25 protein-coding genes are annotated in these 26,432 nt (G+C 40.0%); 16 read left to right on the forward strand and 9 right to left on the reverse strand.

The window, feature by feature from the left end:
* Positions 1–105 precede the first annotated feature (105 nt).
* The 4 genes from QMA08_RS15115 to QMA08_RS15130 all read right to left on the reverse strand — a co-directional run bounded on the left by QMA08_RS15115 (position 106) and on the right by QMA08_RS15130 (position 3,124).
* Positions 106–528, reverse strand: coding sequence for a hypothetical protein (locus QMA08_RS15115; RefSeq protein ID WP_290174827.1), 423 nt, complete (start codon positions 526–528; stop codon positions 106–108).
* A 1-nt stretch (position 529) separates the two neighbouring features.
* Positions 530–1,717 (reverse strand): VWA domain-containing protein, encoded by a 1,188-nt coding sequence (locus QMA08_RS15120; RefSeq protein ID WP_290174829.1) that lies wholly within the window; start codon positions 1,715–1,717, stop codon positions 530–532.
* 266 nt (positions 1,718–1,983) lie between these two features.
* Positions 1,984–2,832 (reverse strand): MoxR family ATPase, encoded by an 849-nt coding sequence (locus tag QMA08_RS15125; protein WP_290174830.1) that lies wholly within the window; start codon positions 2,830–2,832, stop codon positions 1,984–1,986.
* A gap of 52 nt (positions 2,833–2,884) precedes the next feature.
* Positions 2,885–3,124 (reverse strand): DUF1653 domain-containing protein, encoded by a 240-nt coding sequence (locus QMA08_RS15130; protein ID WP_039486721.1) that lies wholly within the window; start codon positions 3,122–3,124, stop codon positions 2,885–2,887.
* A gap of 60 nt (positions 3,125–3,184) precedes the next feature.
* On the opposite strand from QMA08_RS15130, the gene QMA08_RS15135 reads away from it, so the two are divergent.
* From QMA08_RS15135 to rpoS, 11 genes are all read left to right on the forward strand, one after another.
* Entirely contained in the window at positions 3,185–3,664 is a 480-nt protein-coding gene (locus QMA08_RS15135) for a DUF2947 domain-containing protein (RefSeq protein ID WP_002958965.1), read from the forward strand.
* 75 nt (positions 3,665–3,739) lie between these two features.
* Positions 3,740–4,375, forward strand: coding sequence for a hypothetical protein (locus QMA08_RS15140; RefSeq protein ID WP_290174831.1), 636 nt, complete (start codon positions 3,740–3,742; stop codon positions 4,373–4,375).
* A gap of 37 nt (positions 4,376–4,412) precedes the next feature.
* Positions 4,413–4,700, forward strand: a complete 288-nt coding sequence (gene ftsB / locus QMA08_RS15145; protein ID WP_002958963.1) for a cell division protein FtsB — start codon at positions 4,413–4,415, stop codon at positions 4,698–4,700.
* Complete coding sequence (gene ispD, locus QMA08_RS15150) at positions 4,690–5,391, forward strand: 2-C-methyl-D-erythritol 4-phosphate cytidylyltransferase (protein ID WP_290174832.1); 702 nt, start codon at positions 4,690–4,692, stop codon at positions 5,389–5,391. Before ftsB ends, ispD begins: the two co-directional genes overlap by 11 nt.
* Positions 5,388–5,885, forward strand: a complete 498-nt coding sequence (gene ispF, locus QMA08_RS15155) for a 2-C-methyl-D-erythritol 2,4-cyclodiphosphate synthase (protein WP_024604077.1) — start codon at positions 5,388–5,390, stop codon at positions 5,883–5,885. Before ispD ends, ispF begins: the two co-directional genes overlap by 4 nt.
* The gene (locus tag QMA08_RS15160; protein WP_165743874.1) at positions 5,882–6,934 is read left to right on the forward strand and encodes a tRNA pseudouridine(13) synthase TruD; all 1,053 of its coding nucleotides are present in this window, start codon (positions 5,882–5,884) and stop codon (positions 6,932–6,934) included. The genes ispF and QMA08_RS15160 overlap by 4 nt, the downstream gene beginning before the upstream one ends.
* Positions 6,915–7,679, forward strand: coding sequence for a 5'/3'-nucleotidase SurE (gene surE, locus QMA08_RS15165; protein WP_024600608.1), 765 nt, complete (start codon positions 6,915–6,917; stop codon positions 7,677–7,679). Before QMA08_RS15160 ends, surE begins: the two co-directional genes overlap by 20 nt.
* Positions 7,669–8,307, forward strand: a complete 639-nt coding sequence (locus QMA08_RS15170) for a protein-L-isoaspartate(D-aspartate) O-methyltransferase (RefSeq protein ID WP_002958958.1) — start codon at positions 7,669–7,671, stop codon at positions 8,305–8,307. The genes surE and QMA08_RS15170 overlap by 11 nt, the downstream gene beginning before the upstream one ends.
* A 9-nt stretch (positions 8,308–8,316) precedes the next feature.
* On the forward strand, positions 8,317–8,895 hold the full coding sequence (locus tag QMA08_RS15175; protein ID WP_002958957.1) for a YqaA family protein: 579 nt from the start codon (positions 8,317–8,319) through the stop codon (positions 8,893–8,895).
* Between the two features lie 41 nt (positions 8,896–8,936).
* Positions 8,937–9,761: a peptidoglycan DD-metalloendopeptidase family protein gene (locus QMA08_RS15180; protein ID WP_024600610.1), complete on the forward strand. Its 825-nt coding sequence runs from the start codon at positions 8,937–8,939 to the stop codon at positions 9,759–9,761.
* Between the two features lie 35 nt (positions 9,762–9,796).
* Positions 9,797–10,771 (forward strand): RNA polymerase sigma factor RpoS, encoded by a 975-nt coding sequence (gene rpoS, locus QMA08_RS15185; protein WP_182694481.1) that lies wholly within the window; start codon positions 9,797–9,799, stop codon positions 10,769–10,771.
* Between the two features lie 253 nt (positions 10,772–11,024).
* Here the strand turns inward: rpoS and mutS are convergent, their stop codons facing one another.
* Positions 11,025–13,610: a DNA mismatch repair protein MutS gene (gene mutS / locus QMA08_RS15190; protein ID WP_290174834.1), complete on the reverse strand. Its 2,586-nt coding sequence runs from the start codon at positions 13,608–13,610 to the stop codon at positions 11,025–11,027.
* Between the two features lie 21 nt (positions 13,611–13,631).
* Between mutS and QMA08_RS15195 the strand changes: the two genes are divergently transcribed.
* Both QMA08_RS15195 and recA read left to right on the forward strand, forming a co-directional pair.
* Positions 13,632–14,120: a CinA family protein gene (locus QMA08_RS15195; RefSeq protein WP_290174835.1), complete on the forward strand. Its 489-nt coding sequence runs from the start codon at positions 13,632–13,634 to the stop codon at positions 14,118–14,120.
* A 67-nt stretch (positions 14,121–14,187) separates the two neighbouring features.
* Complete coding sequence (gene recA / locus QMA08_RS15200; protein WP_002958952.1) at positions 14,188–15,231, forward strand: recombinase RecA; 1,044 nt, start codon at positions 14,188–14,190, stop codon at positions 15,229–15,231.
* A gap of 188 nt (positions 15,232–15,419) precedes the next feature.
* Here recA and QMA08_RS15205 read toward each other — a convergent pair whose 3' ends face one another.
* Together QMA08_RS15205 and QMA08_RS15210 are read right to left on the reverse strand one after the other, a co-directional pair.
* Entirely contained in the window at positions 15,420–17,543 is a 2,124-nt protein-coding gene (locus tag QMA08_RS15205) for a TonB-dependent siderophore receptor (protein ID WP_193226208.1), read from the reverse strand.
* A 219-nt stretch (positions 17,544–17,762) separates the two neighbouring features.
* On the reverse strand, positions 17,763–18,929 hold the full coding sequence (locus QMA08_RS15210; protein ID WP_290174837.1) for a DcaP family trimeric outer membrane transporter: 1,167 nt from the start codon (positions 18,927–18,929) through the stop codon (positions 17,763–17,765).
* Between the two features lie 442 nt (positions 18,930–19,371).
* On the opposite strand from QMA08_RS15210, the gene acs reads away from it, so the two are divergent.
* Both acs and QMA08_RS15220 read left to right on the forward strand, forming a co-directional pair.
* Positions 19,372–21,312, forward strand: coding sequence for an acetate--CoA ligase (gene acs / locus QMA08_RS15215; RefSeq protein ID WP_039486744.1), 1,941 nt, complete (start codon positions 19,372–19,374; stop codon positions 21,310–21,312).
* A gap of 104 nt (positions 21,313–21,416) precedes the next feature.
* Complete coding sequence (locus tag QMA08_RS15220; protein ID WP_002958948.1) at positions 21,417–22,067, forward strand: response regulator transcription factor; 651 nt, start codon at positions 21,417–21,419, stop codon at positions 22,065–22,067.
* Positions 22,068–22,167: 100 nt separating this feature from the next.
* On the opposite strand, the gene purU is transcribed toward QMA08_RS15220, so the two are convergent.
* Together purU and QMA08_RS15230 are read right to left on the reverse strand one after the other, a co-directional pair.
* Positions 22,168–22,998: a formyltetrahydrofolate deformylase gene (purU, locus tag QMA08_RS15225; RefSeq protein ID WP_024597310.1), complete on the reverse strand. Its 831-nt coding sequence runs from the start codon at positions 22,996–22,998 to the stop codon at positions 22,168–22,170.
* 206 nt (positions 22,999–23,204) lie between these two features.
* Entirely contained in the window at positions 23,205–25,091 is a 1,887-nt protein-coding gene (locus QMA08_RS15230; RefSeq protein WP_039486747.1) for a hypothetical protein, read from the reverse strand.
* Positions 25,092–25,404: 313 nt separating this feature from the next.
* On the opposite strand from QMA08_RS15230, the gene QMA08_RS15235 reads away from it, so the two are divergent.
* Positions 25,405–26,382: a DNA topoisomerase IB gene (locus tag QMA08_RS15235; RefSeq protein WP_290174838.1), complete on the forward strand. Its 978-nt coding sequence runs from the start codon at positions 25,405–25,407 to the stop codon at positions 26,380–26,382.
* Positions 26,383–26,432: the final 50 nt, after the last annotated feature.

Genomic DNA, 26,432 nt, shown 5'->3' on the forward strand with positions numbered 1-26,432 from the left:
TAAGCGCATACATGCGGTTGTTCATTAACTTTTTTATAAAGCCAATTGATTGGTAGTGCAGCCAATGCTCGACGAGTTGTGAGTTTAGCCAATCTAGCCTAATTGTTACTCATTTGAGTAAACAATAATTTCGTCAGAATTTGGTAATTTATAAAATCCAACATTTTTTGATTGCTTACCCATGAAATCAATAGCATATTTCATCTCTGCAATTGTTCTTACTGTAGAAAATTTATCTTTAAAACATGCTGAGAATTCGTATGTGAAAGATGTTGACTGATCATAACCTCCCAGCTCTAAAAGGTTATATTCAGTAAAGGGATCTGGTCCTAAAATTTGATGAGAGGTAATAAAAGGCACCCTAGAGTCTTGTAATTTCCAATCATTCAAGCATTTAGCTTCAACATTGCTTGCTAATAAATAAATGCTTTTATCCTTTTTAGAGTCACTTATAAAGATAGTTATAAAAACCAAATTTATAATAAGTGATGCAAACAAAATTAATTTTAATATATTTCTATTATTCACTTTAACTCAGCTCTTTTATCGCTCTACTTATTCCATCTAAGCTCAGCGCATACATGCGGTTGTTCATTAACTCTTTTATAAAGCCAATTGATTGATAGTACGGCCAGTGTTCAACGGGTTGTGGGTTGAGCCAGGCGACTTTATCAAAGTGGTTTGTTATACGTTGCAACCATGCACTGCCGGGCTCTTCATTGTAGTGTTCTACGGAGCCGCCCGCATAAGCTATTTCGTAAGGGCCCATAGTGGCATCGCCAACAAATATTACTTTGTAGTCGCTGGTGAACTTGTTTATGAGCGTCATGGTGTCAATCACGTTTGAATGGCGGCGTGCGTTGTCTTGCCAAACGTGCTCGTATAAACAGTTATGAAAGTAGTAAAACTCTAGGTGTTTAAATTCGCTGTGGGCTGCGCTAAATAATTCTTCGCAGGTGTGGATGTAGTCATCCATTGAGCCGCCAATATCAAATAGCATCAATACTTTTACTGCATTGTGGCGTTCGGGTGCCATTTTTACATCAAGCATGCCGCCTTGTTTTGCAGTAGCGCGAATAGTCTCGTTTAAATCAAGCGTGTCGCTTGCGCCAGTGCGGGCAAACTTACGTAACTTTTTAAGGGCGAGTTTAACTGTGCGCGAACTAATTTCTCTGTCGGTGTCGAGGTTTTTGTATTCTCGTTTATCCCACACTTTTACCGCTTGGCGGTTACGGTTGCCGTCTTGCCCAATACGCACGCCTTCTGGGTTATAGCCGTATGCACCAAAAGGTGATGTGCCGCCAGTGCCCACCCATTTATTGCCGCCTGCGTGGCGTTTTTGTTGCTCTTCTAAACGCTCTTTTAGGGTTTTCATAAGCTCATCGAGCCCGCCCATGGCTTTAAGTTGGGCTTTTTCTTCATCGCTTAGGTTTTTTTCAAACTCTTTACGTAGCCAGTCTTCAGGCAAGTTGTGTTGCTGCTTTAAGCTCTCGAGAAAATCAAGATCGGCAATACCGCTAAAGTAGTCGCTAAAGGCTTTGTCGAATCGATCAAAATGCGTTTCATCTTTTACCATTATGGTGCGAGCTAAATGGTAAAAGGCGTCTACGTCGGCAAATATAACGCCTTTTTTTAAGGCGTTAATTAAATCGAGCAGTTCGCGCAGGCTCACAGGTAGGCGGTATTCACGTAATTTGAAAAAAAACTGTACTAACATGTTTGGGCCTGTTTATCTTTCGAGGTTAAATTTGCAGCAGTGTGTTTGGTATTTAGGCAAGGCAGAGCCTATGTAGTGTGGTTATTCCCCATAAATAGGCGATAACACAGCATAAATACCAAACACGCGCTGCCTGAAGGTTCGTCCTAGGGACGATTAACTCTTTGTTGCTCGGCTTTTACTTAGCCCACTAGGTTACAAACCTCGCGCCACGATTAAATCGTCCCTAGTTAGAACAAATTTTAATCCTGAAAGGTCAACAGGCCCTAGCGACGGCTCATAAACGCGAGCTTTTCGATTAGGCTTATGTCTTGCTCATTTTTAAGTAAAGCGCCAAACATTGGCATTAAACCGCCTTTTTTAGCTTTGTCGTGCAGTGTTTTAGCGTCTATGTCTTCAGCCATTAAAAGCTTTAACCAGTCGAGTAATTCGCTGGTGGAAGGTTTCTTTTTAAGGCCGTTTGCTTCGCGCAGGTTAAAAAACACTTCGAGTGCTTGGCGTACTAAATCCTGTTTAACGTTAGGGTAGTGCACGTCAATAATTTGCTGCATTTCATCGCAGCTTGGAAAATCAATATAATGAAAAAAGCAGCGGCGTAAAAATGCGTCCGGCAATTCTTTTTCGTTATTTGATGTGATGATCACAATAGGGCGCTCTTTTGCGACAATGCGCTCGTTAGTCTCATAAACATGAAACTCCATTTTATCGAGCTCAAGTAGTAAGTCGTTTGGGAACTCTATGTCGGCTTTGTCTATTTCATCAATTAAAAGCAGTGGGCGTTTACCGTTGAGCTCTGCATATGTAAATGCCTGCCAAAGCTTACCTTTAACGATGTAGTTACTAATGTTGTGTACGCGCTCGTCACCTAGTTGGCTGTCGCGCAGGCGCGAAACCGCGTCGTACTCGTATAAGCCTTGCTGCGCTTTAGTAGTCGATTTTATATGCCACTGAATAAGCGTAGTATCTAAGCTTTTAGCCAACTCCTCAGCCAGCATGGTTTTACCTGTGCCAGGTTCGCCTTTAATTAAAAGTGGTTTTTCGAGCATAATGGCAGCATTTACAGCTTGTTTAAGCGCGCTACTCGCTATGTAATTGTCAGTTGAATTAAATTGCACGGTGTACCCTTGTCTGGTCTGAGCAGTAAGTTATTTTGTTATAATGCCATAGTTAAGCAGCAGGTCCAATATAAGCAAAACGCTGTATGACCTCACCTTCTTTTTCAACAGTTTCTAAAAACATACTAAGTGGGCGCGCCCATATACCAAATTCACCATAAAGTGCTTGGTAAATCACAAGCTGTTCCTCGGTTTCGCTATGGGTGGCAACATGAATAACTTTATATTGCGGGCCTTTGTAGTGTTGGTATATGCCTGGTTTTAGGGAAAGTGGTTTTATTGCTGTAGTCATGTTTTGATCTCTTGTATAATTTGGCTTTGCACTTTTAATGTTAACTAATTTGCCAATACTATGAACTATATTTCTTTAGATGATTACAAAAAGGCGTGGGTTTTTCGCCACAAAGATTTACCTGTATCTGATGAAGACGCAGCAAAAATAAAGCCTATGAGCGACGAGCGCGCAGCCGTACTTTGGACAACCATGGTGAGCCGTGAGTTTGATCACCCTGATTTTTTTGAAGACACCGATTGGTGTGGCCAAGAAAAAAGCTTTAGCCAAGAAGTAGATTGGCAAGATGCGTGGGAAAATGGTGATGCGCTACCACCAGAAGCAATCTTAACGTTTTTAGATTGGGAAGCTAACACCACGGTTTATTTTTGTATGGCACGCGATAATATTATCGAAACAACATTTGATGTATTTAAACGCAATTGGCAAAACTTTATGTTTTTAGCTGATGGCAGTTTATTGATTGGTAAAAAGCGTAATACGGTTGTGCAATTTTTAGAATCAGGTAAAGCAAAATTAGGTGAAAAGCCAAGCGCTTAAAATAGTGCGCTGCGCTTAAAAAACATTCAATACTGTGTTATAAAACATTTACCTGAATATTTTTGAGTACAGCTTTTGGTCGCTAAAAATCAGTCACTTGGTGCTCAACAGCAAGTTGAAATTTGGCAAACTGATGCACAAAAAGTGTTGTATGCACAATTGTGCAATGCGTTTTATCAGCGTGAGGTTCAGCGATTAGTTGCAGAGCCTAATGCCGATAAACTGCGCCGCCAGTTAAAAAGCCTACCTTATTATATTGAGCGAGCGGCAACGTTTGTTGCCAATGGTGACACGCCTTTTACGCTTGATGCACAAAATGGTACGTGGCTTGAAAAGCAAAAACCGACCCCACCCGATGTGAATGTTCAAGCTAATGAACTTTTTTATCAAACGTATGCCAAAGTGGGGCTTATAGTGCCCGTTATATTGCATGGCTACGATCAGGTGCGTCTTAGAATAGACAGTATCGATCAGTTAGGCGAAAATAAGCTGCATTGTAACGAGCTTGGTTGGTTTGATTTTTTAGGAAATGGGTTAGAGCAGCAAAATGCTCAGCTAATAAAGCCAAGTAAAGTGAGTTTAACCGCTGCATGTTGCGGGCATCAGTGGCAATTTTCGAAGCGTTGCATGCCACGGGTTTTATCACTACGCGAAATGCTTTTAGCGGGTAGTATTAATTGGCGCAATTTAAAGCGCCCCTTAGCGTATTAAAGTTAAGGTATTTGGAATTTAAAATAAGGAGTGTTAAATGCGTATTTTTCAAGTTGGCTTACTGTGCTTAGCACTGTTTGTACAATACAGGTTATGGTTTGGTCATAATGGTTTACAAGACTACACACGACTAAAAGGTGCAGTAACGTCGCATCATCAAACCAACGAAAAACTCATTAAACGTAATAAAGTACTTAAAGCAGATATTGAAGACTTAAAGCTTGGCCAAGAAGGCATTGAAGAGCGTGCACGCAACGAATTGGGAATGATTAAACCGGACGAAACATTTATTCGTGTTTTACCGGGCAAACAATATGACAAATAAACAGACTATTGCAGCAATTGTACCTGCTGCGGGTGTTGGCAGTAGAATGCAGCACAATGCGCCTAAGCAATATATACAATTAGCCGGTAAAACCATTTTAGAACACACCTTAGCTAAACTTTCTCAATTACCTCAATTACGCACTATTGTTGTTGCCCTTAGCGACAGCGACCCCTATTTTGACGAACTCCCATTGCTTGATAATCGCATTGTGCGAGCCAGTGGCGGAAAAGAGCGAGCCGACTCGGTGCTTAACAGTCTGCTTTTTTTAGCGCCTAACCCACCAACATGGGTGTTGGTGCACGATGCTGCGCGTCCGCTAGTTAATATTACAGATATAGAGCGTTTAATTGATGAATGTATACGCGCTGATGAAGGCGGTATTTTAGCTATCAAAGTAAAAGACACCATAAAACGCGGCCACACTCATGCCCTACAAACTGTGCCGCGAGACGATTTATGGCAAGCACTTACCCCGCAGTTTTTTAAATATGACGAGCTTAAAAATGCACTGCAAAACGCATTAGCAAGCGGGGCTACTATTACCGATGAAGCCAGTGCAATTGAGTGGGCGGGTAAACCGGTTAAGCTTGTAGCAGGTCGTAGCGATAATATTAAAATAACCACGCCAGAGGATTTAGACCTGGCTGGGTTTTTATTACATAAACAACAAAACGAGAGTGCATTATGATACGAATTGGCCATGGTTTTGACGTACATAAATTTGGCGGCGAAGGCCCGTTAACTATTTGTGGTGAAAAAATTGATTACCCACAGGGCTTTTTAGCGCACTCAGATGGTGATGTTGCTATTCATGCATTATGCGATGCTATTTTAGGCTCACTTGCAATGGGTGATATTGGTAAGCACTTTCCCGATACAGCTAGCGAGTATGAAAATATCGATAGCCGTATTTTACTTCGCCATGTGGTGGGCTTAGCTAAAGAACAAGGTTATGTACTTGGTAATGGCGATGTGACTATTGTTGCTCAGGCACCAAAAATGTTGCCACATATTCAAGCTATGCGCGCTAATTTAGCCAGCGATTTAAATTGCGACCTTAGCCAAATTAACGTTAAAGCCACTACTACCGAAAAGCTAGGCTTTGAAGGGCGCAAAGAAGGTATTTCTAGTCATGCGGTGGTTATTATGAGTAAAGAGCTTGCGAGTACAAAAAACGCATGAGCGATTTAAATTATTTATACGGTGCACCGCTTTCTAAAGCTGATTTTAAAACCACAGCTGAAGACTTTATGGTTGATGAAGACTTAGGTATAGAATTTACCGGCAGTGGCGAACACGTGTGTTTGCAGGTGGTTAAAAAAGGCGAAAACACGCAATACGTTGCAAAGCTAATTGCGCAGCGTGCGGGTGTTTCACCGCGAGACGTAAGCTATGCAGGCATGAAAGATCGCCACGGTGTGTGTTCGCAGTGGTTTAGTGTAAAAGTACCAATTAAAAAGCCTATCGATTTTAGTGATTTAAATAGTGAGAGTATTTTTATTGTGTCGCAACAGCGCCACGATCGTAAGTTACGTACGGGCTGCCACAAAGGTAATAAATTTACTATTACGCTTCGTAACGTAACCAACCCTCTAGATATTCTATGCCGTATTAATGCCGTGCGCGCAGGTGTGCCTAATTACTTTGGCGAACAGCGCTTTGGGCATGGCGGTCATAACTTAGTTATGGCTGAAAAAATGTTTGCCGGTGAGCGTATTCGCGATAAAAAGTTGCGCGGTATTATTATTTCAGCAGCACGATCGCATGTATTTAATCAGTTAGTGAGCTTACGTGTAAAAGAGCATGGTTTAGCTAAAACAATGCACCGTGAAGTATTTATGCTCAGCGGCAGCAATGCATTTTTTGAAGATGCAATTAATGACGAAAACATAGAGCGATTAGCTACCGGCGATATTATGATGTCGGCACCTATGGTGGGAAAAAGCGAAAAAGGCTTAACCGAACAAGAGAAAATATGGCTCGAACCTTTCCAAACATGGTGTGATGGTTTAGGTGAATTAGGCCTTAAAAATGAGCGCCGAATGCTGCGCTTAATTCCACAAAACTTAACCGTTGAAACACTTGATGAAACCACACTAAAACTAAGCTTTGGTTTGCCAAAAGGGTGTTTTGCAACCGCATTATTACGTGAGCTGGTGGATTACACTGATGCTAGCCCTCGAGAGCGCAAAGAAAAGGATAATGGCATAAATGAAGATACTGTTAAGTAACGATGATGGCGTAAATGCCAAAGGCATTGCGGTTTTATATCAGGCGCTTATACAAATTGCAGATGTAACCCTTGTTGCACCTGATCGCAACTGTAGTGGCGCGAGTAATTCTTTAACACTTATGAACCCGCTACGAGCGACTACACTCGAAAATGGTTTTATGTCAGTTAATGGCACACCTACTGATTGTGTACATTTAGGCGTAAATCAGTTAGCTGATGAAAAGCCAGACCTTGTTGTTGCTGGCATTAACCATGGTGCTAATTTAGGTGATGATACGCTTTATTCCGGTACTGTTGCCGCTGCAACTGAAGGTCGCCATTTAGGTTTGCCTGCAATTGCGGTATCGCTTTGCTCACATAATGGCGATCATTTTGAAACAGCCGCTGCTGTTACCGTAAATATTATTAAAGGCTTGGCTTCGCATCCGCTTCCAAAAGATCAAATAATAAATATTAATGTGCCAGATATTCCATTAAGTGAATTAAAAGGGGTGCAAGTAACACGTTTAGGTGCTCGTCATAAAGCCGAAACGATGACGAAACAAACCGATCCTTGGGGCCGTGATATTTATTGGTACGGATCGCTTGGCACCGAAAGCGATGCTGGTGAAGGCACCGACTTTTACGCAATTAATAATGGCTATGCCTCAGTTACGCCACTGAGTGTTGATATGACAGCTAAAGATAGCTTAAAGGCAGTAGGAGAATGGTTAGCCGATTTGGAGATTAATCGTGCTCGCTAATTATACCCGCAGTGCAAAAGCGCTTTCTGACTTACTAAAGCGTGAAGGTGTTGAAGATACGCAAGTACTTAGTGCTATAGCTGATATTCCGCGCCATATTTTTATAGATGATGTGCTAAAACACAAAGCCTATGAAAATACAGCGCTCCCTATTGGGCAAGGGCAAACAATTTCTCAGCCTTACATAGTAGCGCGCATGACAGAGCTACTTCGTTTAGCTGGTGTGCGCAATAAAGTGTTAGAAATAGGTACAGGATCTGGGTATCAAACTGCAATATTGGCCAAAACGTTTACGAAGGTTTACTCGGTAGAGCGTATTAAAACACTTCAGTGGCAGGCAAAAAGGCGTTTGCAGCAACTCGATTTATATAATGTAACCATGAAGCATGGCGATGGGTGGCAAGGCTGGCAATCACAAGCGCCGTTTGATGGTATCATAGTGACTGCTGCAGCCTCTAAAGTTCCGCAAGATTTACTTGCTCAGTTGGCCGATGGTGGCGTGTTATTAGCCCCAATTGGTGAGAGCGATCAAAAATTAGTAATGGTTATCCGCAAAGGCGATAATTATAAAGAGCATGTTATTGCTCCCGTTAGATTTGTGCCGTTAGTACCTGGCGATATTGAATAGGAATTCATTTTGAAGTTGTTTACCAAGTTATACGATATGGCCCTAGTGTGGGCAAAACACCGTCATGCGGAACGTTACTTAGCTGCGATGAGCTTTGCAGAATCAGTTTTCTTCCCGATACCACCCGATGTAATGCTTGCACCTATGTCACTTGCGCAACCAAACAAAGCATGGCGATTTGCAAGCTTTGCCACAATAGCATCGGTTATTGGTGGAGTGGTTGGTTACTTACTTGGTTTTTGGCTATTTGAACCCGTTGTAGAGCCATTGATTGCACAAATGCACTGGCAAGAAAAGTTTGATATAGCACTAAACTGGTTTAAGGATTACGGTGTTTGGGTTGTGTTTTTAGCCGGTTTTTCGCCTATACCATATAAAGTATTTACGATTGGCGCAGGCGTTTTACAAATGGCATTTTTGCCATTTTTAATAGCATCAGCCATTGGGCGCGGTGCGCGATTCTTTTTAGTTTCAGCCTTAATGAAGTGGGGCGGAGCTCAAATGGAGCGAAAATTACGTCAGTATATTGAAATACTTGGTTGGGGATTAGTGGTATTAATTGCGCTAGCTTACTTTTTATTGCGTTAAGCGTTAAAAATATCAATTTTCTAATTTAGGGGGAAAATACAATGAATAAACAGTGTTTACTGTATGTAACTATATTTATTAGTATTTTTCTCTTTGGTTGCTCTTCTCGCCATGTTCCTGCACCTGTTAGTAGCTTAAATAATAATGTTAATGATTTAGGTCATACTGTTAACATTAATGGGGCTAGCTATAAAGTACAAAAAGGAGATACGCTCTACTCTATTGCCTTTAGTGCTGGGCAAGACTTTAGATTACTTGCAAAAAACAATTCAATTCCATCACCTTACACAATTTTCCCTGGGCAAAACATCTCCTTACTCCCTAAGCCCGAAAAAACAAAAAGGGATGGAAATTATACGAATTCGAGTAAAAAGTCTATAAAAAAATCACAAAAAAATAACAAAATTTTAAAGAAAGAGCTTGATCCCCCAAAACAACGAGAGTATGTTCAGAAACAAGCCAGTAACAAAATTAGTAATACTAAACGTTTGTCGAGCAGTAAAGTTAAGTGGTTTTGGCCTGCACAGGGCAAAATTACCAAACGCTTTTCTAATAAGGAAAACGGTTATAAAGGTTTACAGATTACTAATCGCAAAGGGGCTTCAGTCTTAGCTGCGGCACAAGGAACAGTGGTATACGCGGGTAACGCCCTTCGAGGTTATGGTAGTTTAATCATATTGAAACATAATGATGATTACCTAAGTGCTTATGCACATAACTCGAAATTACTTGTTAAAGAAAAGCAGAAAGTTAAGGCAGGACAAAAAATAGCAGAAATTGGTAATTCAGAATCTCCGGTCACCGCGCTTCGCTTTGAAATTCGCTACCGAGGGCAAGCTGTCAATCCTGCTAAATACCTACCCTAATTTTTAGGTATTGATAATTGCTCGGGAGAAGGCTTATGGCTAGCGCAGCAAAACTTGACAAACACACTACGACTGACGAAAAATTCGATGATATCGATATTGACGAAAGCACAGCTCTACTAGATAAAGTAGACGACGATGAAATCTTTGCTAAAGAAGAAGTAACTAAAAATCTTGACGCAACTCAACTTTATTTAGGCGAAATTGGTTTTTCTCCTTTGCTAAGTGCTGAAGAAGAAGTGTTTTTTTCTCGCAAATCACTTCGAGGGTGTGAAGCCTCACGTAAACGTATGATTGAAAGTAACTTACGTTTGGTTGTTAAAATAGCACGTCGTTATAATAATCGCGGCCTTGCTCTACTTGATTTAATTGAAGAGGGTAACTTAGGCTTAATTCGCGCAGTTGAAAAATTTGACCCTGAGCGTGGATTTAGATTCTCTACTTACGCTACATGGTGGATACGTCAAACAATTGAACGTGCCATTATGAACCAAACGCGTACCATTCGCTTACCTATTCATGTAGTTAAAGAGCTTAATGTTTATTTACGTACAGCGCGTGAGTTAACTCAAAAGCTTGACCATGAGCCAACAGCTGACGAAATTGCAGCTTGCCTAGATAGACCCGTTGAAGACGTTACTAAAATGCTACGTTTAAACGAAAGAATTGCATCAGTAGACATGCCTATTGGTGGCGAAAACGACAGTGTACTACTTGATATCATCCCTGATGAAAAAAGTGCTGGTCCTGAAGGCGAAGTACAAAATAATGATATTAATAAACATATTGTAGATTGGTTAGGAGAATTAAACCCTAAACAACGTGAAGTGTTAGCACGTCGATTTGGACTGCTTGGCTATGAGCCATCTACACTTGAAGATGTAGGTCGTGAAATAGGCTTAACACGTGAGCGTGTAAGACAAATCCAGGTAGAGGCATTACGTCGTCTAAAAGACATTTTGCAACAAGAAGGTTTAAGTACAGATAGCTTGTTTAATCAGTTTTCGTAACTAGTTAAATAGTATAAGAGACTATGTGTGTTAAAAAGCCGAAGAATTTATTCTTCGGCTTTTTTTATGCTTGTAAATTAGATGATATAATACCAATCTGCTTATATATGGGGTCTATTTAACGTTAAGAAAATTACGCTAGAACTAGGCAAAAATTTTTGTATCTAGTTGTTCTAAATAAAAAATTTTTAACGACGTTATAGTGCAATTTAATTCGTTAAATTGATCAAAGATTTATGCAGGTTGGTATAAATTACAACAATGCTTTTAGTTTATATAACAAATCGTGCGCTTGGCGTGGCGATAAATTATCAGGGTCGATTGCGCTTAACTGCTCTTCAACTTCTGAAGGTGTACTTTGTGTAATTTCGTTATTAAAAGTAAAGGCTTGTTGTTCTGTATTTGGTGCAGTAACGCTTTGATGATTTTCAAGCAACTTAAGTTTTTGCTTTGCTTGTGCAATCACAGCTTTTGGCACTCCAGCAAGAGCGGCTACTTGTAAACCAAAGCTTTTGCTTGCTGCACCGTCGAGAACTGTATGCATAAACGCAATAGTGTCGTTATGCTCTATTGCATCAAGGTGCACGTTTACAAGGCCCGTGGTTTGCTCAGCAAGTTCTGTTAATTCAAAGTAGTGCGTAGCAAACAATGTTTTAGCAGATATTTTTGACGCTAAATGATCGGCTGTTGCATACGCAAGCGAGAGTCCATCGTAGGTACTTGTACCGCGACCAATCTCATCCATTAACACTAAAGACTGCGCCGTGGCATTATTTAAAATAGTCGCTGTTTCGGTCATTTCTACCATGAAGGTTGAACGCCCTGATGCTAAATCATCGCTTGCACCAATACGTGTAAATATGCGGTCGATATTACCAATTTTAGCGCTGTCAGCGGGGACATAACTGCCAATGTGAGCCATTAGAACAATAAGTGCCGTTTGGCGCATATAGGTTGATTTACCGCCCATGTTTGGACCGGTAATAATTAGCATTTTACGTTGGCTGTTTAATTCAACAGGGTTAGCAATAAACGGTTCTTTCATTACTTGTTCAACAACAGGGTGACGACCTTGCTTAATGCTTATATTGTCGTTATCGCACAATTCTGGTTTTGCATAATTGAGTGCGAATGCACGCTCAGCTAAATTATTTAAAACGTCTAAATCAGCCAATGCTGCTGCCATCATTTGCAACTGCTCAATATGTGGAGCAATAAATCTAAATAGCTCCTCGTATAGTTGTTTTTCAAGCGCGAGAGCTTTTGATTGGCTACCGAGTACTTTATCCTCGTGCTCTTTAAGCTCAGGAATAATATAGCGTTCGTTATTTTTAAGCGTTTGGCGACGAATGTAGTCGGCTGGAACCAAGTGCGCATTAGCTCTACTAACTTCAATAAAAAAGCCGTGTACGCGGTTATAACCGATTTTAAGCGTACTAATGCCCGTACGTTCGCGCTCTCGCAGTTCTAATTGCTCAAGGACATCAGTGGCACCTTTGCTTAAGTTGCGCCACTCATCAAGCTCACTGTTGTAACCTGGAGCAATAACGCCACCATCACGAATAAGTACTGGTGGGTTTTCTATCACTGCACGTTCTAATAACTCTTGTAAATCAGGGAGCTCAGGCGAGTGCTTGATAATACCCGCTATACGAGGATCGTTAGCATCATCTAACAAAGTATGCAGTGGTGCAAGTGCTTGCAATGCACTGCGCAGGCGAGTTAAATCACGCGGGCGTGCAGTACATAAAGCTAGGCGTGCAATAACACGCTCTACATCACCAATCTCTTTTAATGATTCGTGTAGTTCACCGCAAAGCTGCGCATCTAAAATAGCGCTAATTGCATTTAAACGTGAATTTAGCTCGTCTTTATTACGAATTGGTGTATGAATACGGCGCTTAAGTAAGCGAGAACCCATAGGTGTGGCTGTTTTATCAAGTACTTGAGCAAGTGTATTTTCAAACCCGCCCGATAAATTAACAGTTAATTCTAAATTTTTACGGGTAGCGGCATCTAAAATAACAGCGTGTTCGTTGTGCTCAAGCGTAATTGCACGAATATGTGGCAGTGCAATACGTTGTGTATCTTTTACGTATTGCATTAGGCAACCTGCAGCAACAAGCGCGCTATGGGCTTTATCAACACCAAAGCCAACTAAATCTTTAGTACCAAACTGATCGCATAATAAGTGCTGAGCCGTATCTAAGTCGAACTCCCACTCTGGGCGACGGCGAGCACCTTTTATATGTTCAATTAAATGAACGTTTTCAAAGCTTTCGCTATACAGAAGTTCGGCTGGTGATAGGCGCTGAATAGTTGAGCTAAAGGCTTCGTCGGTATTTACCTCGACAATATTAAAACGACCAGAGTTAATGTCTAAATAAGCAATCCCGTATAAGCCTTTTTTACTTTGCCAAACGCTGGTAAGGAGATTGTCTTGTCGTTCTTGTAAAAGTGCTTCATCAGAAATTGTACCGGGTGTAACTATACGCACTACTTTACGATCAACAGGGCCTTTACTGGTTGCAGGGTCTCCCACTTGTTCGCAGATAGCGACTGATTCACCCATTTGGACTAGACGTGCTAAGTAGTTTTCTACCGCATGGTAAGGTACACCCGCCATAGGGATAGGATCGCCGCCAGCTTTACCACGATGCGTTTGCGAAATATCGAGTAATTGAGCGGCGCGTTTAGCGTCATCAAAAAAAAGTTCGTAAAAATCGCCCATACGATAAAACAATAAAATATCGCGATGCTCTGATTTTATTTTTAGATACTGCTGCATCATAGGGGTTTGTTGTTTTATAGTGTGTGGTGCATAAAGATCAAACGACATGTATTTACCCAAAGGCTGAATATGGAATTACATCAAGAGATTAAAACACTTGCTGCGCAATTAGGCGCTATTTTAACGGATAAATGCTTATGGATCACTACTGCTGAGTCATGTACTGGTGGCGGAGTGAGTTATGCGCTTACCGATACACCTGGAAGTTCAGCTTATATCGACCGTGCATTTGTCACTTATAGTAACCAAGCAAAGCAAGATTTGCTCAATGTTAGTGCTAGTACATTAAATCAATACGGTGCTGTGAGCGAGCAAACAGTCCATGAAATGGCAGAAGGTGCTATTAAAGCATCAAACGCTAATATATCCATAGCTGTATCGGGCATTGCAGGGCCTGGCGGGGCAACAGAAGGTAAACCTATTGGACTTGTATGGTTTGGCATACAAATTAATGACAAAGTACTGACCTTTAAACAAATATTTACTGGTGATAGGGCTCAAGTAAGACTGCAAGCTATTGTATTTGCATTAAAAAGCGTAATAGATGAGATAAAATGAAAAAATTAGCTTGATACTGTGATTTCATACAGTATACTTGTTCGCATTAGCTGGATTGGAGAACAAAATGAACGATAACAAACAAAAAGCGTTAGACGCAGCACTATCACAAATTGAACGTCAATTTGGTAAAGGCTCAATTATGAAATTGGGTGACAACAAAGCGTTAAACATTGAATCTGTATCTACAGGTTCACTAGGTATTGATATTGCCTTAGGCATAGGTGGCTTACCTATGGGACGTATTGTTGAAGTGTATGGTCCTGAGTCATCTGGTAAAACAACGCTTACTTTACAAGTTATCGCAGAAGCTCAAAAAGAAGGTAAAACATGTGCCTTTATTGATGCTGAGCATGCTCTTGATCCTGTATATGCACAAAAACTAGGTGTAAATATTGATGACCTTTTTGTATCTCAACCAGATACCGGTGAGCAAGCTCTAGAAATTTGTGACATGTTAGTACGTTCAAGCGCGGTAGACGTTGTTATTATTGACTCGGTTGCTGCACTTACACCAAAAGCTGAGATTGAAGGCGACATGGGCGACTCGCACATGGGCTTACAAGCACGCTTAATGTCACAGGCATTACGTAAGCTTACTGGTAATATTAAACGCTCTAACACGTTATGTATTTTCATTAACCAAATCCGTATGAAAATTGGTGTTATGTTTGGTAACCCAGAAACAACAACGGGTGGTAATGCACTTAAGTTTTACGCATCGGTACGTATTGATATTCGTCGTATTGGTTCTGTGAAAGAAGGTGATGAAGTTGTTGGTAACGAAACCCGCGTTAAAATTGTTAAAAACAAAGTAGCGCCGCCATTTAAACAAGCTGAATTTATCATCATGTATGGCGAAGGTATTTCTAAGCAAGGCGAGTTAATTGATTTAGGTGTTAAGCATAAAATTGTTGAAAAAGCAGGTGCTTGGTACAGTTACAGTGGCAACAAGGTTGGCCAAGGTAAATCTAACTCAATTAAGTTTTTGAAAGAAAACCCAGAAATTGCAGATGAGATTGAAGGTAAGTTACGCGAAATGCTTTTACTAAAAGCAACTATTGAACCTGAAGACGGTGAAGATAAGTTAGGCGACGATCCAGACCTTTAAACTGCACCCAAATGAGTTTTTAAGCTTGATTTGACCCGAGCTTTGAAAAGCGCTAATCAGTAATGATTAGCGCTTTTTTGTTATTAAAAACTTACATCAGGTTAGATAAAATAAAAACGACACATTAAAAATGTGTCGTTTTTTAATTCAATAGAAAAAATCTAGAGTCTTTAATTAATCAAATATATTTATAATTGCCAGTTTACAGATAGGGCGTAGTTACGAGGTGCACCGTAGTAACCTTGTGCCCAGTACAGGCTGTGCAAATATTTTTCACCGGTGGTGTTATTTACGTTGAAAGTGACTCCTACGTTATCTGTAATTTCGTAAGTGGCCATTAAATCAAGTAACCCGTATGCATCTTGGTGAGTAGTGACGCTTGCAATACCATTTGTATCTTCGACTTGGACTCGGCTAGTTGAATCCTGCCAGCGATAGTTTGCACCAAATGATAAACCATCAACTAAAGGTACTTGGTAGGTTGCGGCCAGCTTAAGTTGATTTTCAGGTGTGTAATCTTTAACTAAATCATCACCATCAATAGTTAGGTTACTAAAACTTACACTTGCGCTTAAATCATCTGTTATTCGACCACTTAGTTCAACTTCAAAGCCGTTGCTGTTGATACCATCTGCTGCATAATAACGCGTATCACTAGGTAATGAGTCGGGTAAAGCTATGGCAAGCCCTTCCTGCTTTGCATCGAAGTAAGCAAAAGTTACGAAAATTTGGTCATCAAGTAACTGTGCTTTTATACCAACTTCACTGCTTTTACCTATTACGGGAGCTAATTGGTTGGCATTAATATCAAGCTCTTTTTGCGGTACAAATGTTTCTGTGTAGCTTGCATAAGCTGATAGAGACTCGTTAAAGTCGTACACCGTGCCAATATAAGGAATAACTTCAGAGTCGCTTCTTGTTTGCTCAACACCGTAAGCGTTCCCTTTTGTTTTCCAATCGGTATAACGCACACCAGCGAGCACACTTAAAGGCTCACTTAATCTAATGCGAGTAGATATGTAAGCTGATTTTTGCTCGTTAGTAATATCACTACCATTTAAGCCATCAGCAAGTGTTGCCTCTGGTACTACACCATCCCACGTTTTAAGTGATGGCATAGCTGGAAAACCATTGCCTGTAGTGTAATCGTAAAGAGACTGCTCGTTGTAATCCATTTTAGCTTGGCTAACACCAAATGATAGGTCGTGCTCTTGGCCAAATAAATCAAACTTACCACTGGCATATAAATCAAATAAGTCATGCTTATCTTCGTAATCATAACGGCTAGCATAACCTGTTAAACCAAGTTCAGTATCTTTATCAGGGGTGCCGTATACGTAGAACAACTCTGAGTCTTGTTCGTTTTCGATGTGAGCATAACGTGCTCTAGCTACCCATGTTGCCGATAAGTTTTGTTCAAGTGTTACATATACTTGCTCAGCACTGTTATCCCAGTAAGACCAGTCAGCAGCGGTGCTGGTTGATTCGTCGTAATCGGTTGCTGTTCCGTCTGTATAATAAAGAGGTAGTGCACCCCACAGCGGGCTATCTGCGTCTTTTTGTTGGTTAACGTAGTTAACGCTTAATAATGTGTTGTCTGTTAATTTGCCTTCGTAGGCTAAGTAAACAATGGTTTTATCTGTTTCGTAGCGATCTAAATATGAGTCAGCTTTTTGCTTCGTAAATACAGCGCGTACAGCGTGGTCTTCATTTATTGGCGTAGATACATCTAAATCTAAACGTTTTTTATTCCATGAGCCATAAGATGCTGATGCATTTGCCTGTGTTGTATAAGTTGGCTTTTTTAAAACCATGTTAACAGTTGCAGAAGGATTACCAGCGCCAGTCATTAAACCATTAGCACCGCGAACTATCTCTACACGGTCATAAATTGATGTATCAAGACTGCCTTGAATAGAGCCTGAGCTTTGTGGGATCCCTAAGCCATCAACTTGAAAGTTCGTAATTTCAAAACCACGGGCCTTAAAGTAAGTACGATCTGTTTCTATTTGCTCTACTGTTACGCCTGGCGTGCTTTCTAGTACTGAGTTTATGTCGTCTAGTGAAAAGTCGTCCATTAGTGCGCGTGAAACTACCGAGATTGATTGTGGTGTTTCTTTAATTGTTAAACCTAGTTTGGTAGCCGATTGCGCTTCTTCAGTAATGTAGTTTTTATGATGCTGACCATATACCGCAATTTTTTCGAGAGGTTCAGATTTTACATTTGCCTCATCAGCAAGTGCATAACCAGATAAAATTAAAGAAGTAGCAAAGCTTAGTTTAGATAAACGCAAAACTTGAGGGGACGACATAAGTTTTTCCAGTTAGTTCAAAAGAAGTGCGTAACTTAATCTAAATGATATCGATTTGCAATTGTGTTTAGTGTTTTTATCAATAATAATTCTATTTTTTTGGATTTTAGCGCCACATATAAAGATTTTAGGTACGAATTGATGAATTATATAGAACTCAATCTCGCTTATAAAAAAAGCGGCCTAGGCCGCTTTTTAAAGTAGTTAGCTTTTTAGCTATTAAAAAGAGTATTTAACAGAAAACTGTAAGCGGTCTAAATCGCCATCAACGCCGCTTTCAGTTTCACGCTCAGCATGCTTTAGCTCAGCACCAAAAGTTAGACGTTTAACCGGTGAGTATAGAATGTTAGCACTATAGCTTTGGCTTGATTCAGTCGGATCACCAGAAATAGCTAATAAATCAGTGTTGTTATCAGCACTGAAGAATGAATATAAGAACGTTGAACGCCATTGGCTTGTCCACTTGTGCTGGTAAGCAACAAAACCAGAAGTCGAATCAATTGCATCTAGTTCATCGTCATTAAGTACTGCACCGTGAGCAACGTTTAAGCCTACGTAACGGCCTAAGCCTTTACCTTGAGTAAGCATAAATTTAAGGTTGTCTTCACCAAGGTTTATTTTACCTGATGCACTAATACCAAAAGAAGTTTCATCTGCATCAACACTGCCTACTTTATAAGTAAGTTGGCGAGCAAGCGCTGCAACCACAATGTTACCCCAATCGGCTTTGTGTGTGTAACGAGCTGTAAAGTCAGGCAATGATGCATCATCAGTTACTACCATACCGCTAGTAGTAGAAATTGTACTTTCTGGGTTTTCTAATGAAAACGACCATGCGCCAGTGGTGTATTTAATTTGCGATTGACGCACAAACACAGTGCCCTCAGCAGGGCCTACAAAATCAAGCGTTTCAGCAAGCGCCCCCACGTTTTGGAAGTTAGACCATGTTTGACCAAATAACCAACCATCGTAAGTCACAAAGGCATGGCGAATACGCGGGGCGTAAGAATTTGAAACTCGCTCATTACCGCCAGCAGCCGAGGCCAAAAAGTCAATTTCAATTTTAGTATTAACGGTTTTACCATTATCCATAACAGTGGCTGTGCCAAAGTTAAAACGTGACTCACGAGCATGCATATCAAATACAGCATCTGAGCTGTTATCATCGCCAACTGTTAACGTACTTGGTACGTAAAAGTCACGACCTACGTTTGAGCCTGCAGGCGCACCCGCTGAATAATCACTCCACATAGAGTCGAGTTTAATGTATCCACCGTAAGTAAATTCCGTATCACCAATTTTTGCGGCAGTCGCTGCATAAGCAGTGCTTGATAGTGCACATAATACAGCGCTTGCTGCTAATGTTTTTAATGGGGTAAATTTCATTGTGGTGTCCTTTATAGGCTACTTGTTGTTTGTTGCTTTTTTTTTCATGTAAGGTTGTATTACTTGCTACTAGTATTACTTACGAATAAAAAAGGGTGTTAATTTGGCTTTTCAATACACATATTGTTTTCATTCGTTAAATAAAGCTTTGGCAAGTAATACCGCAAATATCTTTATTAAAGTACACAAACACTTTTGAATATGTGCAATATTTACTCAATTACCTATTGGTCTATAAGACTAAGGTTTTAGAGTTGATTAGTTTGCATTTACTTACATTTAACGCGTTGTATTATTTATGTAAAAAAATTGAAAGCAGGTGGATTATAAACTACTAATGAGTAAATTGGAGTAGAGTACAACTAAGGTCTAATACTTAATAAAGTACTGCTGAGTAATCCTTGATAAAAGCTTAAGGCAAGTAATTTAAATGGAGACGAAGATGTCACAAAGTATCTATCCAGTTCCTGCGCATATTAAAGATGCGACTCTCATTGATAAAAATAAATATAATACGCTTTATAAGCAATCTATTGATGACCCTGAAAGTTTTTGGCGTGAGCATGGCAAACGCCTCGATTGGTCTACTCCTTACACTAAAGTTAAAAACACCTCTTTTGATAAAGGCCACATCAGTATTAAATGGTATGAAGATGGCTATTTAAATGCGTCTTACAACTGTATTGACCGCCACTTAAAAACGAAAGCAGACAAAATTGCGCTTATTTGGGAAGGTGATGACCCTTCTCAAAGTGAGAACATTACTTATCAAAAACTTCATGATGAAGTGGCTAAATTTGCCAATGGTTTAAAAAAACTGGGTGTACAAAAAGGTGACCGCGTAGCTATTTATATGCCAATGACCCCACAAGCGGTGTATGCAATGCAAGCTTGTGCACGTATTGGTGCTATTCATTCTGTTGTATTTGGTGGTTTTTCACCATCGGCTATTGCTGATCGTATTAGAGATTCTGGCGCTAAGGTTGTTATTACTTCTGATGAGGGACGCAGAGCAGGAAATTGTGTTCCATTAAAAGCAAATGTAGATGAAGCGGTAGCGCAAGAAACTGTAACCACAATTGAACACGTTATTGTGCACCAATTAACAGGCGGTGAAGTTGATTGGAATGAGCACGATATATGGTGGCACGAGCTAGTTGCTGACTTACCGGCACAGTGCGAGCCAGAGCCAATGAATGCTGAAGATCCTTTGTTTATATTGTATACATCAGGTTCTACTGGTCAGCCTAAAGGTGTTGTACATACTACAGGTGGCTACTTAGTTTACTCATCAATGACACATGAATACGTATTTGATTTGAAAGAAGATGATGTGTATTGGTGTAGTGCCGATGTCGGTTGGATCACAGGCCACAGTTACATTGCGTACGGGCCATTGGTAAACGGTTGTACTCAGGTTTTATTTGAAGGTGTCCCCACTTATCCAACTGCAGGGCGTATGGGCGAAGTAGTTGATAAACACGGTGTTACTATTTTATATACCGCCCCTACAGCAATTAGAGCATTAATGGCTAAAGGTGATGAGCCTACAGCTTCGTCACATCGCGATAGTTTACGTATTTTAGGTTCAGTAGGTGAGCCAATAAATCCAGAAGCGTGGACATGGTATTACGAGAGTATTGGTAAATCTAATTGCCCGATTGTTGATACATGGTGGCAAACAGAAACCGGTGGCATTATGATCACACCACTTCCGGGTGCTACTGATACAAAACCAGGTTCTGCAACACATCCATTTTTTGGTATTGCGCCTGCATTATTTGATGCTGAAGGTAATACACTCGAAGGTGCCGTAGATGGTAATTTAGTTATTTTAGATAGTTGGCCATCGCAAGCTCGAACTGTTTATGGCGACCATGAACGTTTTGAACAAACTTATTTTAGCGCCTACCCAGGAGTTTACTTTACAGGCGATGGTTGTCGTCGTGATGAAGATGGTTATTACTGGATCACAGGTCGTGTGGACGATGTACTTAATGTGTCTGGGCACCGCCTTGGTACTGCCGAAATTGAAAGTGCGTTAGTTGCGCATGAAGCGGTAGCAGAAGCTGCTGTTGTAGGTTACCCGCATGATATTAAAGGCCAAGGTATTTATGTTTACATTACGCCTAACGAAGGCATAACAGTAAGCGATGAATTAACTAAAGAGGTACGTAATTGGGTTCGTAAAGAGCTCAGCCCAATCGCATCTCCAGATATGATTCAATGGTCACCGGGTTTGCCAAAAACACGTTCAGGCAAGATTATGCGTCGTATTTTACGTAAAATCGCTGCAAATGAGCACCAACAACTCGGTGATACGTCAACGCTTGCCGATCCTTCAGTTGTCGATGAACTAATCGAGAACAGATTAAATCGTTAAATGTGCGTTAAAAACTTGATTACAAGTTGATTCTAAACGTAGTATATCGGCTGTCAGTAAAGGTTTTAAACCTAACTGGCAGCCGAATTTATTAGGAGTGAACCATGAGTCAGTTTTTAATAGCGGACGATCATCCGTTATTTCGTGAAGCACTAAAGGGCGCACTGAGCGCAAAATTTGAGGGTTTAGAGGTTTTTGAATCATCCGATTTTGACAGCACACTGCAAGTGTTAAGCGAGCAAGAGGATCTTGATATATTACTGCTAGACCTTCACATGCCAGGTAATGGTGATTTATATGGTCTTATTCGTATTAGAGAAGAATACCCAAGCTTACCTATTGCCGTTGTTTCGGGTAGTGAAGACGTGAATATCGTTTCTAAAGTAATGGGCTACGGCGCTATGGGTTTTATTCCTAAATCATCATCGTCTGATGATATTGCCAGTGCAATTAACCAAATACTTGAAGGCGATACATGGCTACCAAAAGAGCTAAAAAACAAAGTAGCTGAAATTGAAGGTGAAGATAGAGAAATAGCAGCGCAAGTTGCCTCATTAACGCCTCAACAATACCGAGTGCTGCAATATCTGCACGAAGGTTTACTTAATAAGCAAATTGCTTATGAACTACACATATCAGAAGCGACAGTAAAAGCACACATTACAGCCATATTTAGAAAACTCGGTGTGTACAATCGTACCCAAGCCGTTTTAATTGCCGCTAAATTAAAGCTCGAACCAATAGAGCAGGCATAATTTACATTTAAAAAGTTATTAGCTTATTTATGAGCAAAAAAATGCCAGCAACAATGCTGGCATTTTTTATGTGTAGAATAATTAAGCAGTTGGAGTAATGCTAAGAAAACACCACGGTTTTATTACCATTAATAAATAGCTTATGCTCTGAGGCAAGTTGAAGTGCTTTACAAAACACAGTCTTTTCAACATCTTTGCCCATTTTTGCCATCATTTCGGCGGTATTCGCATGTGTAACGCTGGTTACATCTTGCAAAATAATAGGACCTTCATCAAGCTCATTATTAACAAAGTGAGCGGTAGCACCAATAATTTTTACGCCGCGCTCAAATGCTTGATGATAAGGTTTAGCACCTATAAATGCTGGCAAAAATGAGTGATGAATATTAATTATTTTACCTTCAAATCGACCCACAAATTCAGGACTTAAAATACGCATGTATTTGGCAAGGCCAATAATGTCAGGATTGTAACTGGCAATTAAATCGCCTACCTTTTTATCATGCTCGCTACGGGTTAACCCTTCGTGCGATACAACATGAAATGGCACCCCAAACCCTTTAGCTAGCGGCTCTAAATCAGCATAGTTAGCAATTACAGCGAGTACTTCAATATTAAGAGTTTGTTCAAATTGCTTTAACAGCATACCACCTAAACAATGAGCTTCTTTAGTTGCCAGTAAAACTACTTTAGTTTTTGCGCCGCAATGTAGCGCAAGTTTAGCGCCTTGTGGCAACAATGCGCGTAGTTGATCTAAAAAGTCGCTTTGTGGCTCGCCTGTAAGCTCTGTACGCATAAAAAATCGCTGCGCGTCTTTATCTACAAATTCGTTGTTACGCGTAATGTTTAAATTATTTTTATGGCAAAGCCCTGTAATTTTAGCTATTAAGCCTACATCATCAGCACATTGGGTGGTTAGTATATAGCTCATTGTCCTCATTCTTACCCTGTAATTAATCCTTTCATTATTTGTGTTTTGGCACATAAAGCAAGGGCTTTGTGAACTAATCCAATATTAATCATGTTGTTGAGTGCAAAAGAGGTAATAAAGTTAAAAAGTATTGAATAGAGGTTAAAATAAATGCCACCTAAGTTAACAAGGTGGCATTAATAAAAATTATCTAGGTTTGAGGTTAATTAACCCTTGGGCTCGGGAGATAAGTTTTCTTCTTGTCTTAAATACCCGGCAGCTTCTTCATCATCTTTCGCTATCGCTTGCTGAGTAGGTATAGCGCGCGTTTGTTGGTTTAGTTGATGTATTTGTGACGCATTACCTAAATCACGCTCACTGGTGATTGAGGCGATAGATTCGCGGTCTTTTAAGAATGCAATAACGTCTTTTTTGATTGCTTGTAATTGTCCTTCGTCTTTATGCATTTCCATAATGTGGCGAGGATGTTCAAGGTTTTTCATACCTGTTGCAGCAAACGTAGTAGAGATAACACGAGAAACAATAATCCAAGGCGTTATGCTACTGCGTACTAAAGTATTTTCTGAACGGGTGCTATCGTGAATACCAGTACCTGTTGATATTTTAGACTCAGTAAAAGTGCCTTCACATTTAAAGTACACAAGCAGTGACTCAAATTGCATTTCTGCAAAAAATAGATGCGCTGTGTTTGCAAGTAATTGCGCAAATGCTTTAATAAGTACGCCTATTAGCAATAAGTGAAAGCTTGTCATTAATAGCTCACTAAATTGAATAACATGTTGGTTATTAAATGCCTGTTTAAAACTATTAATATTTGCCGCATCAATGTAATGGTAAATATTAATAAACGAATACGCTAAAAGTACAGTAAATGCTAACGCTACAATATAAAGTAAGTTACCGCTCACCAAAGCAAGTAATCTCGCGAGTGTAAAGTTTTTACCTAAGTCCATTGAGTGCAGTTTAGGCTGAATCTCTTGGATCATTTCACCTTTAAAACCGCCTTTACCTTCTATTTGTTCTTGAAGCTTAGGGTCTAATTCTCTGTAAACTCTGTTAGGTACTTCTTTATAACGGCGATTAGCCATTACTAGGTTATCGAGGTTTATGAAAATCTCGTCTGGATGAACAGACTCTTGCCAGTTTTCACGTAGTTCAGATACTTCAGCTGAAGGGGTAACTGAATTTAAACGCGCTTTAATCATGATAAAAGCAAGCGCACAGCTTAGAGTTGCTAATATAATAATTGCAATTAAGTACATTCCAGCATGAAGACTAGGCAGTTGCTCAAGCCAGCTATCTATTTCTTGTTTACTAATGTGCTGCTCTTTCATCAACCATGACATAGAAAGACCAATAGCGATGGGTAAAATAAAAGATAACGAAATAATTTTAGCAAGTGCACCAGTACCAAGTGCTTCAATATTCTTTTCTGCATTTCGAGAGATAGGTTTACCTGTAGAGCGCCAAGAAAAAAGCACGTAAAACATTAATATTGCACTATAAACCGGAAATGCTAATTCCCCAGCTTCACCGGTAAAGCCCGACAAAGATACAAATGCAACAAGGCCATAAGCAATAAGGGCGACAAAGGTGCTTACCCATGAGCCAAATAATCGCTGGGCAACATTTCGAATTGGATATGGTAGAAACAATAACTTAGGGATTAAGCTGTGAAGTAAGCGTGATAAAAAACCATTAGGCTCTTTAAATGTACTGTTTTTACGACCAACCAGCATTTCTTCAAGTGATTGCGCTGTGTAGGCTACTTCTTTTTGTTCTTCTTGAGCGGTTGATGCTTGCGATTTACTGTAGTTATAAGCAAGTGAAGTTGGGTGGTTTCTACCTACAAAGTATTTAAGTGTTGCATAAATACCTGACGATAGTGAGCGAATGCCGAATGCTAAAATAAGCATGCCAAACACCATTAAAATCCAACCTGCGGTTGTATCTTCTTTCACAGAGCCCGCAGCAATAACAAGTAAACTAATACCTGCTATAGACTCAATGAGTCCTCTTAATGCTGTTACTTTACCTTCCAGTTTGAAGGGGTTTTTTAGTCCAAGATCAATCGATCCATAATCAAAAGCCATTGAATTCTCCATTTAAACAGCACCCCAATTGCGGGGGACAAAGTGTAATTAATCTGAACTTAGGATAATAAATCTATCTCAAGTAGCTTTATTTTAGCGCTAAGTGCATCGAGTTTAATCGTAATAGACTTGTTGCTGGCGCGTAAGTTAGACCTACTTTTGCGAAAACCTAAATAGAATTATTAATATATATTAAGTATTTATAATTGTTGTTGGTTTTTTATTATATATCAATAATCTTGTTCAGTTTAAGGTTATTTTAAAGTGATACATTTTATATTCCGACGCATGCTTAAATATAACTGGAGGGTTAATGAAGCTAATTTATGTAGACGATAATTTACCAGGGATCACTCGTAAACTTAAACATAAAAGTTGGCTTTACTTTGATCCAATCGGTAAGCAAATAAAAGAGCAAAATGTGATTGATCGTTTGAATGGATTGGCATTTCCGCCTGCCTATAAAAACGCCTGGTTTTGCCCAGAAGAAAACGGGCATATTTTAGCGACAGGATTTGATAGTAAGGGGCGAAAGCAATACCGCTACCATCCTGAATTTAGGGCGCAACAAGAAGCAAAAAAATACCAAGCATGTGGAGTATTTGGTAATAAACTCCCTTTGTTAAGAGCGCGTTTAGAAACAGACTTACAAGGCGATGAACTTAATATTGAGCGCACTTTAGCAGCAGTTGTAAGACTTATGGATTTAGGTGCGCTGAGGGTAGGTAACGAGCGTAACGTAAAGCAAAATAAAAGTTTTGGTGCTACAACATTACGAACACGCCATGCAAAACTCACGGGCAAAAATATTCAGCTAAAATATCGTGCCAAGTCAGGTAAAGAACGTGAAGTAAATATAACCGACAGGGTGCTTAGCCATGTTATAAAAGACTTACAAGATTTACCCGGGCAGCATTTATTTCAGTATATAAATGAAGGTGAGCGCACAAATGTTACATCAAGTGAAATAAACCAATACATTCAGCAAATAATGGGTGAGGAGTTTAGTGCAAAACACTTTAGAACTTGGCGAGCAAGCGTTATTGCATTCAAACAATTAGCTAAAGCTAAAGGGGCGCTTAGTTTAAAAAGCATGCTTGATAGCGTATCTGAGCAACTTGGTAATACTCACGCTATAGCACGCAAATCTTATGTGCATCCCGATTTAATTACGCTGTGTAAAGAAGATGAAGATACTCAAACTGCGTGGAGAGAGTCCCTTTCATTACCACGAAAAACAAAGTACTTGAGTCGTTATGAACGTGGTTTTTTAGCTTTTTTAAAAGATTAATTGCCATAGCAACTTTACACACTTGAGCATATTAATTACATATTCTCTAG

It is taken from the genome of Pseudoalteromonas sp. APC 3355 (genome assembly GCF_030407615.1).
Taxonomy (GTDB): Bacteria; Pseudomonadota; Gammaproteobacteria; order Enterobacterales; family Alteromonadaceae; genus Pseudoalteromonas; species Pseudoalteromonas distincta.